Here is a 13,382-nt window from a genome sequence, read left to right on the forward strand (position 1 = left end):
GGCCTGAAGAAGGTCTGAAGAAGGTCTGAAGAAGGTCTGAGTTTCAAGCCAAATTAGCCACTAGCGCTTGTCCCATAAGCGCTAGCAGCTATCAAAACAGTAGTATCACCTTGACTATGTCCCCAGACCGCTTTGAAGCCACCTACCTGATCGAGACCCCGCTGGACCCCGCCCATGTGGCCGAAGTGCTGGCGGGCGAACAATCGTGCGGCACCTTCACCCGGGTGGAGGGCGAGACCGACGCGCTCCGCGAACGCGCCCGCGCCACGGTCGAATCGGTCGAGCTGCTGGACGTGGCGCCCGCCCCTTCGCTGCCCAACGGCTGGATGCAGCGGCGCGGCATGTTCGACACGCCGCAGACCTGGCAGCGCGCCCGGCTGCGCGTGAGCTTTCCGTGCGACAACATCGGCCCCAACCTGCCCACGCTGGCCGCCACGGTGTCGGGCAACCTGTACGACCTGGGCGAGGTCACCGGCCTGCGGCTGGAGTCGATGAAACTGCCCAGCGCCTACCGCGCGCAGTTCGACATGCCCCGCCACGGCATCAGCGGCACCCGCGCGTTAACCGGCGTGCAGGGGCGCCCGCTGATCGGCACCATCATCAAACCCAACGTGGGGCTGTCGGCCGAAGAAACCGGCGACCTGGCAGGCCGTCTGTGTGCGGCGGGTGTGGATTTCATCAAGGACGACGAGGTCTGCGCCAACCCGGTTCACGCACCGCTGGCCGACCGCGTCAAAGCCGTGATGCGCCGGGTGCGCGCCCACCAGGACAAAACCGGCAAGCGGGTGATGGTGGCCTTCAACATCACCGACGAGACCGATGCCATGCGCCGCCACGCCGACCTGATTGCCGCCGAAGGCGGAAGCTGCGTGATGGTCAGCCTGAACTGGTGCGGCTACTCGGCGGTGCAAACCCTGCGCCGCCACACCCCGCTGGCGCTGCACGGCCACCGCAACGGCTACGGCGCACTGTCGCGCCACCCGCTGCTGGGCTTCTCGTTCAACGCCTGGCAGACGCTGTGGCGCCTGGCGGGGGTGGACCATATGCATGTGCACGGCCTGCAGGGCAAGTTCTCGCAGACCGATGAAGAAGTGATCGAATCCGCCCACGACACCCTGGCCCCGCTGTGCGAAGGCCTGGACGACCGCGTGTTGCCCGCCTTCTCCAACGGCCAGTGGGCCGGCACGGTGCCCGCCACCTGGGACAGCATCCAGTCCAACGACCTGCTGTTCATGTCCGGTGGTGGCATCCTGGCGCATCCGGACGGCCCCGCTGCGGGCGTGGCCAGCCTGCAGCAGGCCTGGGACGCGGTACAAAAGGGCGAGACTCTGGCCCAGCGCGCCACCCACGCCCCCGAGCTGCGCCGGGCCATCGAATTCTTCGGCAAGAAGCCCTGAACCATGACCACCACAGCCCCCCGGTTCGGCTGGTACGGCGACGACTTCACCGGCGCCACCGACACGCTGGCCGTGCTGGCCCAGGCGGGCCTGCGGTCCATGCTGTTCATGGGCGTGCCCAGCGCGCAAGCGTTGGTGGCCGCCGGGCCGCTGGATGCCATCGGAATTGCCGGAGCCGCGCGTGCCATGGCGCCCGACGCCATGCGCGCCGAGCTGACCGGTGTGGGCCAATTTTTCAGGCAGATTCCGCCCACCGTGCTGCACTACAAGGTGTGTTCCACCTTCGACAGCGCACCCCATGTCGGCAACATTGCCTGTGCCATCCAGACGCTGCATCCCAGCGTGGACAACCGCTGGGTGCCCATCCTCGGAGGCCAGCCCAGCCTGGGCCGATACTGCGCGTTCAGCAATCTGTTTGCCGCTGCCGGGACGGGTGGAGCCGTCTACCGCATTGACCGGCACCCGACGATGCACCGCCACCCAGTGACCCCCATGGCCGAGGCAGACTTGCGGGTGCACCTGGCGCAACAAGGATTGCAGGGCATCACGGCGTTGCATTACCCGTTGTTTGAAGCGGATACAGGGCAAAACGCGGCAACCTTGCCCGCCGCCTTGGGCGCGCTTCTGGACAACGGCCCGGCCGATCTGCCCGATTTGCCGTTCGTGCCCACGTTGCTGGACCTGACCAGTGCAGACCAGTTGGCCAGCGTGGGGCGCCTGCTTTGGCAACAGGCACAACACGCCCGCATGCTCGCCGTGGGGCCCAGCTCCGTGGCCCAAGCGCTGATCGCGTGCTGGGGAGCCCACGCAAGCCACCCCGCTCCCGCCTTGGCGCCATCGACTGGCCCTGTGTTCGCCTGGGCGGGCAGCCTGTCACCCATCACTGCGGCCCAGGTCCAGGCCGCAGCGTCTTACCAACACATCCCTGTGGACGCGCAGCGCCTGGGCACCGACGCAGCGTACGCCCAGGCCACCCAGCGCACGATATGTGCCGGGCTGCAGCAAGGCCATCATGTATTGGCCTACACCGGGCCTGCGGACGGCGCCCATGCCCCCGCCGGTGGCGCATTGGCAGCCGTCGCCCCCGCCAGCGCGGCCCTGGTAGCCCGCGTCGTGCAGGCGCAGGCCGACAACGGCACGCCCCTGGGGCGCATTGGCATTGCGGGGGGCGACACCTCCAGCCACGCCGTGCAGGCGCTTCAGCTGTGGGGCTTGTCGTACCAAACGACGGTCTGCCCAGGGGTCACGCTGAGCCGCGCGCACAGCGCAAACCCGTCGCGCGACGGGCTGGAGCTGATGCTCAAGGGCGGACAGATGGGGGGGACGGATCTCTTCGAGAGGCTGCTCGGCACCGCCTGAAGGAGACATCCAGGCGATAAAAAGCCCGCGCATGGCGGGCTCCTTATGGAAGGGCTTAGCGGCAGGCAAGCCTGCAGCTATTCCTTCAAACGCGTGGAACCGGAGTTCCTGAGTTCACGCACAGTGCCAGGTTCAGCGCCTTGATCGCGGTCTTGTAATCCTCGCGCTCGATCACGAACTGCATGTTCACCTGACGCAGGGTCTGGGATACGCAGTTCACGTTGACCCGCGCATCGGCCAGCGCCTGTGCGGCCTTGGCCAGCACACCAGGGATGCCGATGTTGGAGCCGATGGTGCACACGATGGCGCTGGGCTTGATCGTCACGACCTGGTAGCCCTCCTGCAGCTCGGCCACCAGTTCGGGCGTGACCTGGTTGTCCCACACCAGATGGGCGATGGAGTTGGCGTTGGTTGCCTTCAGGATGTAGCTCACGTCGTGCTTGCAGAACACGTTCATCAGGCCCGCATCAAAGCCCACCGTGCCCACCATGCTGGGGTCGTGGATCTCGATCAGCGTGACCTTGTCGGTACCGGTGACGATCTCCACGCGCGCGCGCTCGCCCACGAAGTCCTTGGTGATCAGCGTGCCGGGGTGGTCGGGCTCAAACGTGTTCTTCAGGCGGATGGGAATGCCAGCCAGTTCCATAGGCTTGGCAGCCTTGGGGTGGATGGCTTCCATGCCCACGTCGGCCAGCTGGTCGGCCACGTCGTAGTTGGTAGCACCCACCACGATGGCGTTTTCCAGACCCACCAGGTTGGGGTCGGCGGACGAGAGGTGGAATTCCTTGTGGATCACGGCCTCGGCGGGGCGCACTTCCACGGCGATCTTGCTGAAGGTGACTTCGGAATAACCGCGGTCAAACTCGCGCATGATGCCTTCGGTGCCCTTGGTATAGCCGGTGGCCACCACCACCTTGTCGCTCAGGTCCAGGCCCTTGAAGCTTTGCGCAATGCGCTCGTCAATGGTCCAGGCTTCGTTGTCGTCAAAACCGGCCAGGTCCATCAGGATGGCGTTGACGCCATTGACCTTGAGGATCTCGACCGAGTTGAACGCGCTGTGCGACTCGCCAATGGAGGCCAGCACTTCACGCGCGGCCAGCAGCACATCCTTGCGGCTCAGATAGCCGCTGGCCAGCACGTGCTGCATGGCGTTCAGATATTCACGCGCCTGGCCAATGCGCTGGTCGATGAAGGCATCGGCCACATCCAGCGGCAGGCCCAGGTCGGCGTAGCCCGCGTTCAGCTTTTTGAGGCTGGCGGCCAGTTGGGTCAAGGCGTCCTGGTAGCCCTTGCCCTCTGCAAACAGGGCATAGATGCCGCGCTCGCCCGTCTTCTTGTGCTCCAGCAGCTGGTTCGTCACGCCCGAATAGGCGGACACGACATAGATCCGGCCATTAATGCGCTTGGGGTCGTGCAGCACGATGTGGCGCAGCACATCGCCAAAGGCGGTCATGGAAGTGCCGCCGATTTTCTCGACAGAGATCTTGGAGGAGTTGACGTCTGACATGGACAAGCTCAGAGGAGCAAAAGTGATTGGGAGGCCGGGCGGATGTTCTGCCCCAGAGGTAGCGGCAGAAAACCCTCTATTTTCCACGACTTTTGTCCGGGCACTTTGACGCAGCCCCCAAGGAGGCGGCTTGAATTCGCTACAGCGGGCTGCCAGCAGCTATCCCGCAAGCAGAATGAGCGCCAGCCTCTTCTGTGTTACAGATCAGCCCTCAACACCCCATTGCGCGTCGTAATAAAGAGCGCGGAGTCTTTCAGCGCAATGCCTTCCGGGGGAGGAATCACAGTCGGCAAGGCGCCAGGTACAAAACCGTACTTTCCAACCGTGCCAACCACGGTGCTCACCACACCACTGGTAGTGATCTTGCGCACCAAAGCATTGTTGCGATCAGCCACATACAAGTTGTCCTGACCATCGATCTTGACATCCACGGGGAACCAGAATTTAGCCTGCGCCGCCGCCCCATCGTTGTAGCCAAGAACGCCGGGTTGACCGGCGATGGTGCTGACCAAGCCCGCTGGAGTAACTTTGCGGACCACATGATTGGCGGGATCCGCCACATACAGATTACCTGCAGAGTCCAGCGCGCCACCGCCAATGGAAGAAAACCGAGCGGAATCCCCCATGCCATCCACCAGGCCCTGAACGCCCGCCCTGCCAGCCAGCAGACTCACGGTCTTGTCCGAATTGATCTTGTAAATTGCTCCATACGGCCTTGTCGGCACAAAAATAGGCAGGCCTGCGGCCGGTACTGTTGAGCCTGCGGCTACATACACCGCACCGGAGCTATCTACCGCCAACACCTTCAATCCATCGGGAAGACTCTCGCTGCCTTCAAAGAATGATTGGACTGTGCCGTCGGGAGCAATCACTCGAATGCGCTTCCCACCGCCGACATAGGTATTGCCTCGTCGATCTACGGCCGCTCCGCTCATCGCATTTTGATATTCCATGCGAACGATACTCGTTGTGCCGCCTTCTGGGCTTATGCGGCGCAGAGAGTAGGAGTCGTCAATGTGGCCCGACAAGTGGCTGTTGGGATTAACGAACCGGTCGAGTACGACCAGATTGCCATTCCCATCGATGGATGGGCTGCGCGGATCAGAGAACTGTGCAGCGCTGCCAATTCCATCCCCCTCACCCTCCAGTCCCTTGTGGCCCGCATAAACACTTTCAACACCTTGAGCATCAATTTTCAGGATGGCAGTATTCCCAAAAACAGGTGCATTTCCGCCAGCTCCGAGCGCAGACAGGTAGAAGTTTCCAGCTGCATCCCGTGCAAACCCGGTAAAGCTGTACGACCAGCCTGAACTCCATGTCTGTGTTGGCTGCCGAACAGTGGAGACCAAACCAGCAGGCGTAACTTTACGGATAGCACCGTTGCCTTCCAACACGTACAAGTTGCCCACGGCATCCATCGTGATGGCTTGAAGTTCCACAAAACGCGCAGCGCTACCCTGCCCGTCCACAGCCTGGCTTGACTCTTCCGAGCCGGCCAGTATCGTCATCTCGCCCGCAGGCGAGACTTTGCGAATCACAGGCTGGTTACGGTCAGCGATATAGATCGTCCCCTGTGCATCCACCACCAGGCCAGAGGCCAGGTAGACAAACGAAAACGCCGGAGTGGGTAGCCCCCGCGAACTGATGGCATTGACCAAAGTCTCCATTTGGCCGTTTGCCCCCAGCTTGCGCAGCTGGTTATTGGCGGTGAAATACACCGTACCCGCAACGTCCACCGCCAAAGGTTTGCCAACATGGCAGAAAACCATCGATGAACTCTGGCAGTTCCCATTGGTCGAGACGTTTGCCAGCGTGGTAACCGCGCCTTGAGGCGTCACCTTGCGTATGTATTCTCCGTTGTCAGAAACGTACCAGTTGCCCTTGGTGTCCGCCGCAATAAATTGCGGATTCAGAAACTTGGCGGCTACCCCTTGCCCGTCAGCGAATGCCGCGACCATATCGCCACCGGCAGCGGTACTCACGGTGCCGTCAGAAGAAATTTTGCGCACCGCGTGGTTGCCAACCTCGGCCACCATGAGATTGCCTGCAGGGTCTACCGTCAGACTTTGGATGCCATAGAAGGTTGCGTTGCCGCGAGCTCCATCCAGGTTTCCAACGCCCCCCACGTCACCCGCAAACAGGGCGATTTTTCCAGCCACTGCCGGTGGTGGGCTGACGTTGTCTCCTCCGCCGGAACCGCCACAAGCCTGCAAAGCGACGAGACTCGCAAACGTTACCGCGTGCCCGGTTAAGCGGGCCAAGTTCATCCATTTCAAAGTCGACTCCCTGGTTTGTGGGCGCCAAGCCAAAATTGGCTTGCGCCTTCTTCACTGTATTCACGGCAACTGGGCGTGGGAGCCCAGTCCGGAGCAAGTGTGTTGTCGAGAATACTGGATTGAATCGCCCGACCCCATGTCAGTTTCCACCTGTAACAATGAGCCAAATGCGCCTTTGATCATCTTCCAGGCGAAAAAAGCCCCCTGCAGCAGCCCATGCAGAGCTGCGCGGTGCGGGCGGATCGTGGCCAGCCCAGCGGGCTCCTGTCAGGCGCCAAACATGCCCAGCAACTGCTCTCGTGGCACCGCTTTGCTGAACAGAAAGCCCTGAGCCAACTGGCATCCTTCCGCCGCCAGGAAGTCTGCCTGCTCGGGCGTTTCCACGCCTTCCGCCACCACCTCCTGGTTCAAGCAGCGCGCGATCGACAAGATGGCCTTGATGAGCTCGGCCCTGAAATGGTCAGTGGTCGCGGAGTGGATGAACGATTTGTCGATTTTGAGCGTATCGATGGGGAAGCGGGCCAGATAGGACAGCGCCGAATACCCGGTGCCGAAGTCATCGATCGCGATGGTGGCCCCCATGTCGCGCAGGGCCTGCAGAGCCTTGACTGCAACACCGTCCTCGTCAAGGAGCAGGCTCTCGGTAATCTCAAACTCCAGCCACTGGGGCTTGCAACGCGTTTGGGACACGATTTCCTTCACCTGCGCCACCAGGCCGGAGGCCTGGATCTGGCGGGCCGACAGATTGACCGCCACCTTGCGTGGCTGTGTGGCCCCGGCATTCCAGGCGACGGCGGTCGAGCAGGATTCGCGCAACACCCAGGCGCCCAGCTGGTTGATCAAGCCAGCGTCTTCTGCCACCGGGATGAACAACTCCGGAGACACCTGGCCCAGGCGAGGATGCGTCCAGCGCAAAAGCGCTTCACAGCCGACCGTTGCGCAGGACGCCAGCAGCACCTTGGGCTGGTAGTGCAGCGCCAGTTCACCGCGCTGGAGCGCTCGGCGCAGGTCGAACTCCAGGGTCAGCCGCTGCTGGGCATGCTCGGTCATATCCCTGGAGTAAAACCGGAAGCTGTTTCGCCCGGAGCGTTTGGCGGAGTACATCGCCGAATCTGCGTACTTGAGCAGCTCTTCTGCCGCCTCACTGTCCGTCGGGTACACCGCAATACCGACACTGCAGGAGACGAAAATTTCCTGCCCCTCCAGCCAAAAGCTCTGGTTGAAGGCGGTCTTCACCTTCCCCGCCACACGCGCCAGATGGCTGCCGGTATGGATCTTTGGCAACAGCATGCCGAACTCGTCCCCTCCCAGCCTGGCTACGGTGTCATAAGTGCGCACACTGGCGCGCAGGCGCAGGGAGACCTCCTTGAGCAACGCGTCTCCAGCCGCATGGCCCATGGTGTCGTTGATCTGCTTGAAGCGGTCCAGGTCCACCACCATCACACCCGCCTGAGCGCGGTGGTAGGCCGCATCCTTCAGCATTTGCGCCAGCCGGTCATGGAACAGCACGCGGTTGGGCATCCCCGTCAGCGCGTCGTAGAAAGCCATCTGTTGGACCTTGTCCTGGTAGGCCTTCAGTTCACCGATATCCCGCCCCACCAGCAACACGCTCGAGACGCTGGCGTCGTCGTCCAACTCGGGGGTCAAACTCACCAAACTGCAGATTCGGCGCCCCAGCGCATCGGACCATTGCAGCTCCAACTCGACAGGCGTCTTGCTGTCCACCACCTGCACCAGATGTTGCGCCAACTTTGCCCCAACCTCTTGCCCCCAGAGCGCATGGGGCGAGCATCCCAGCGCGCCGGTGTCAAGCCGCCCCACCGCCTTCAGCAACACCGGGTTGGCATACCGGCAGCCGAACTGAAGATCAAAACGGGCAATCATATCGGGAGAGTTTTCGACCAGGGTACGGTACTCACGCTCCCGCAAGGTCAGCTCATCCTGCAGTTCCAGCCGTTGCGTTACATCGCGGGAGACCGTAATGAAATGCGGGCGCGCATCCACGCTGGTGCGCATTTGCGATACCGACAGTTCAAACCAGCGCGGGCCCAGAGAGGTCGCAACCGATATGACATGGCCCAACGACACGCCTTTGTGCTCTGCCTCCGCAAACGCCATCTCGGCAATCGCCACACTTTCAGGAGACAGCACTTCCTGCAGCGTCCGCCCCAGCAAAGCCTCCCGGCTGGCCGCCAATAACTCGGGGTTGCGCGTCCAGATATTCAGGTAACGGCCTTCCCGGTCGGTTTCGAACAACAAGTCCGGAAAGGCATCAATCACCCCCTGGGCAAAGGCCAGCGCTTTCTGGAGTTCACTCTCGGTGTGCTTGCGGTCCGTGATATCTCTGGAATATCCCACCGTGCCCACCACCTTGCCATGCTGGTGCAGCGGAGACTTCCACACCTCCATCCAGCGCCGCTGCCCGTGCTCATCGACGTACAGCTCTTCCACGTAGTGGGCCACGCCCGCCGCCATGACAGCCTTGTCGTCGGCCACATACGTTTCCGCCAAATCCTTGGGGAAGAAATCGAATTCAGTCCGGCCCTCCAGTTCCGCCGTGGAGGCCACCCGCGCCACTCTGGCGTACGCGATATTGGCTGCCAGCAAACGGCTGTGCTCGTCCTTGAGCCAGACAAAAAATGGGAACTCGTCCAGCAGGGTGCGCCAATACTGCTGGCGCTGCCGAAGGGCCTCCTGCATTCGTTGGGCTTCCGACGTGTCGCGAACGATGGAGACGGCAAACAAGCGCCCCTCCCGCCGCAGCGTCACACCGTGCACCTGCACGGCAATCTGTTTGCCGCTCTGGGTCTTGTGCACCGTGTCGATGACAAAAGCCTGGCCCTCCGGGCTTTGCAATATTTCCTGGCACCGCTCCCTGGAAATGTTCGGATCGATGTCCGGCGGCCCCATCGTCAGCAGCGCCTCGCGGCTGTATTCCAGGGCGCGGGTGGCGGCATCGTTCACATAGACGAAGCGGCCCTCTTCGCCCAGTATGAGTACGGCATCCTGATACAGGTCCAGCCCCTTACCCAGCAGCACCCAGGCAAGGTTCGGGTCATCGTCAGGCTGAGCGGCGATGGTTGGCGTTACGGGCATCCTGCTTCCAGATCAACAATCTGCTGGTGGTCGTCGTACGCCCGCCTGGGAGACCAGCGATCGCTTCAGTCAATACCAATCAGCAACATTTTGCAACGATTGCTGGGGCGCGCAATGCGCAAAAGCCCGAACCGTTACCGGTTCGGGCTTTGTCTACTAGCTAGAAGCTGAGAAGCTGGCTACTTATTTCTTCTGCGGCGGCACATCCGTGCAAGAGCCGTGCGCAATCTCCGCCGCCATGCCGATACTTTCGCCCAGCGTGGGATGCGGGTGGATGGTCTTGCCGATGTCCACCGCGTCGGCGCCCATCTCGATGGCCAGGGCGATCTCGCCGATCATGTCGCCGGCATGGGTGCCCACCATGCCGCCGCCCAGAATCTTGCCGTGGCCATGGGCCTCTGGCGAGTCGTCGAACAGCAGCTTGGTCACGCCCTCGTCGCGGCCGTTGGCGATGGCGCGGCCGGAGGCCGTCCAGGGGAACAGGCCCTTCTTGACCTTGATGCCTTGCGCCTTGGCCTGGTCTTCGGTAAGGCCCACCCATGCCACTTCGGGGTCGGTGTAGGCCACCGACGGAATCACGCGGGCGTTGAAGGCGGCGGAGGCCAGTTCCTTGTTGCCCTGCAGTTCACCAGCAATCACTTCTGCCGCCACATGCGCCTCATGCACCGCCTTGTGCGCCAGCATGGGCTGGCCCACGATGTCGCCGATGGCGAAGATGTGCGGCACGTTGGTGCGCATCTGGATGTCGACGTTGATGAAGCCACGGTCCGTCACGGCAACGCCTGCCTTTTCGGCGGCAATCTTCTTGCCGTTGGGTGTGCGGCCCACAGCCTGCAGCACCAGGTCGTACACCTGCGGCTCGGGGGCGGTGCCGCCCTCTTCCGCGGGTGCGAATGTGACCTTGATGCCTTCGGGCGTGGCTTCGGCACCCACGGTTTTCGTCTTCAACATGATGTTGTCGAAGCGCTTGGCATTCATCTTCTGCCAGATCTTGACGAGATCGCGGTCGGCGCCCTGCATCAGGCCGTCCATCATTTCGACCACATCGAGGCGCGCGCCCAGCGTGCTGTACACCGTGCCCATTTCGAGGCCGATGATGCCGCCGCCCAAAATCAGCATGCGCTTGGGCACTTCCTTGAGCGCCAGGGCGCCGGTGGAGTCGACCACGCGTGGATCGTTGGGCATGAAGGGCAGGCGCACGGCCTGGCTGCCGGCGGCGATGATGGCTTTCTTGAAGGCGATGATCTTCTTGGTGCCCGTCTTCTCCTGGCCGGTGCCGGTGGTCTCTTCCACTTCAAGGTGGTTGGCGCCGACAAAAGCACCGTAGCCGCGCACGGTGGTCACCTTGCGCATCTTGGCCATGGCGGCCAGGCCGCCGGTGAGCTTGCCGATGACTTTCTCTTTGTGGCCGCACAGCTTGTCGATGTTGACGGCGGGCGCGCCAAAGTCCACGCCCAGGTCGGCCATGTGGGTCACTTCGTCCATGACGGCTGCCACGTGCAGCAGCGCCTTGGAGGGGATGCAGCCAACGTTCAGGCACACGCCGCCCAGAGTGGCGTAGCGCTCGACGATGATGACCTTGAGGCCCAGATCGGCCGCGCGGAAGGCCGCCGAGTAGCCGCCGGGGCCGCCGCCGAGCACGAGCACGTCGCAGTCCATATCGGCAGTGCCTGCAAAGCTGGATGCTACCGGATTGATAGCTGCTTGCGCTTGTGGGGCGGGCGATGGGGCCTTTTTTTGCTCAGAAACTGCGGGTGCCGGGGCTGTAGCAGGCGCTGGAGCTGCCGCGCCCTGCACTTCCAGCGTCAACACCACCGAGCCTTCGGCGATCTTGTCGCCCAGCTTCACTTTCAGCTCCTTCACAACCCCAGCATGGCTGGACGGGATCTCCATGGAGGCCTTGTCGGACTCCACGGTGATCAGGCTTTGCTCGGCCTTGATGGTGTCGCCGGGTTTGACCAGCACTTCGATGATGGCCACTTCGGCGAAGTCGCCGATGTCGGGCACCTTGATGTCGATGATTGCCATGGTGTGTCTTGCCCTTTCGTTACATCACGATGCGGCGGAAGTCCGCCAGCAGCGAGGCAAAGTACACGTTGAAGCGTGCGGCGGCCGCGCCATCGATCACGCGGTGGTCCCAGCTGAGCGACAGCGGCAGCATCAGGCGCGGTGCGAACTGCTTGCCGTCCCATTTCGGTTCGATGCTGCTCTTGCACACGCCCATGATGGCGACTTCGGGCGCGTTGATGATGGGCGTGAAGTAGCGCCCGCCAATGCCGCCCAGCGAGCTGATGGAGAAGCAGCCACCGGTCATGTCGGCCGGGCCGAGCTTGCCGTCGCGCGCCTTCTTTGCCAGGTCGCCCATCTCTTGCGAGATCTGGACGATGCCCTTCTTGTCGGCGTCGCGGATGACGGGCACAACGAGGCCGTTGGGCGTGTCGGCCGCAAAGCCGATGTGGAAGTACTGCTTGAGCACCAGCTGGTCGCCGTCGAGCGAGCTGTTGAACTCGGGGAACTTCTTGAGCGCGGCCACGGCGGCCTTGATCATGAAGGCGAGCATGGTGACCTTCACGCCACTCTTCTCGTTCTCTTTGTTGAACTGCACGCGGAAGGCTTCGAGGTCGGTGATGTCCGCGTCGTCGTGGTTGGTGACGTGCGGGATGACGACCCAGTTGCGGTGCAGGTTGGCGCCGCTGATCTTCTTGATGCGCGAGAGGTCCTTGCGCTCGACGGGGCCGAACTTGGTGAAGTCGACCTTGGGCCAGGGCAGCAGATCCAGGCCCACACCGGAACCGCCAGAGCCACCGGATGCTGCAGGCGCCTTGGCAGCCTGCGCCTTGGTCTGGGCTGCGCCAGCCATCACCTGCTTGGTGAAGTTCTGCACGTCGTCTTGCGTGATGCGGCCCTTGGGGCCACTGCCCTTGACTTCATCGATGGGCACACCGAGCTCGCGGGCGAACTTGCGCACCGAGGGCGATGCGTGCGGCAGGCCCGCTGTGGGCGTGCCAGGCTGGTGGGCGGGCACGGAGGCCGTGGCGGCGACCGGTGCAACGGCTGCTGCAACCGGTGCGGGGGCTGCAACAGGCGCTGCAGCGGGAGCCGCCGCCGGCGCTGCGGGCGCTGCAGCGGCAGCAGGCGCACTGCCCGCCACCCCTTCCAGCAAGGCCACCAAGTCGCCGATGTTGACGGTGTCCCCAATCTTGACCTTGAGCTCCTTGACCACGCCAGCGGCGGGCGACGGAATCTCCATGGAGGCCTTGTCGGATTCGACGGTGAACAGCGATTGTTCGAGCTTGATGGTGTCGCCCACCTTGACCAGCAACTCAATGACGGCCACGTCCTTGAAGTCGCCAATGTCGGGCACGCGCACTTCCACCGGGCCTGCAGTTGCAGGGGCTGCAGCGGGTGCAACCGGTGCTGGCGCAGCGGCCGCAACGGGCGCGGGTGCAACAGCGGCAGGGGCTGGCGCAGCAGCCGGGGCTGAGGCAACCGCGTCTGCCGACTCGACCACGGCAATCACAGAGCCCTGCTTGACCTTGTCGCCCAGGGCGATTTTGAGTTCCTTGACCACGCCTGCGTGGCTGGACGGAATCTCCATCGATGCCTTGTCAGACTCGACAGTGATGAGCGACTGCTCGGCCTTGACCGTGTCGCCCACCTTGACCAGCAGTTCGATCACGCCCACTTCGTCGAAATCCCCGATGTCCGGGACTTGAATGTCTACCAATGCCATTGTTGTCTCCGTTC

At 62.9% G+C, this 13,382-nt stretch carries 7 protein-coding genes; 2 read left to right on the top strand and 5 right to left on the bottom strand.

The window, feature by feature from the left end:
• The first annotated feature begins 116 nt into the window (after positions 1-116).
• Both C8C93_RS07770 and C8C93_RS07775 read left to right on the top strand, forming a co-directional pair.
• Entirely contained in the window at positions 117-1,397 is a 1,281-nt protein-coding gene (locus tag C8C93_RS07770) for a ribulose-bisphosphate carboxylase large subunit family protein (RefSeq protein WP_121506467.1), read from the top strand.
• Positions 1,398-1,400: 3 nt separating this feature from the next.
• A complete protein-coding gene (locus C8C93_RS07775) occupies positions 1,401-2,756 on the top strand; it encodes a four-carbon acid sugar kinase family protein (protein WP_121506468.1) in 1,356 nt (451 codons plus the stop codon).
• Between the two features lie 85 nt (positions 2,757-2,841).
• Here C8C93_RS07775 and C8C93_RS07780 read toward each other — a convergent pair whose 3' ends face one another.
• From C8C93_RS07780 to aceF, 5 genes are all read right to left on the bottom strand, one after another.
• A complete protein-coding gene (locus C8C93_RS07780) occupies positions 2,842-4,263 on the bottom strand; it encodes an aspartate kinase (RefSeq protein ID WP_121506469.1) in 1,422 nt (473 codons plus the stop codon).
• A gap of 197 nt (positions 4,264-4,460) precedes the next feature.
• Entirely contained in the window at positions 4,461-6,539 is a 2,079-nt protein-coding gene (locus C8C93_RS07785; RefSeq protein ID WP_147433741.1) for a hypothetical protein, read from the bottom strand.
• A gap of 267 nt (positions 6,540-6,806) precedes the next feature.
• Entirely contained in the window at positions 6,807-9,635 is a 2,829-nt protein-coding gene (locus C8C93_RS07790; protein WP_121506471.1) for an EAL domain-containing protein, read from the bottom strand.
• A 183-nt stretch (positions 9,636-9,818) separates the two neighbouring features.
• On the bottom strand, positions 9,819-11,663 hold the full coding sequence (gene lpdA / locus C8C93_RS07795; protein ID WP_121506472.1) for a dihydrolipoyl dehydrogenase: 1,845 nt from the start codon (positions 11,661-11,663) through the stop codon (positions 9,819-9,821).
• 19 nt (positions 11,664-11,682) lie between these two features.
• Positions 11,683-13,368 (bottom strand): dihydrolipoyllysine-residue acetyltransferase, encoded by a 1,686-nt coding sequence (gene aceF / locus C8C93_RS07800; RefSeq protein WP_121506473.1) that lies wholly within the window; start codon positions 13,366-13,368, stop codon positions 11,683-11,685.
• Positions 13,369-13,382: the final 14 nt, after the last annotated feature.

It is taken from the genome of Acidovorax sp. 93, assembly GCF_003633835.1.
GTDB classification, from domain to species: domain Bacteria; phylum Pseudomonadota; class Gammaproteobacteria; order Burkholderiales; family Burkholderiaceae_C; genus Acidovorax; species Acidovorax facilis.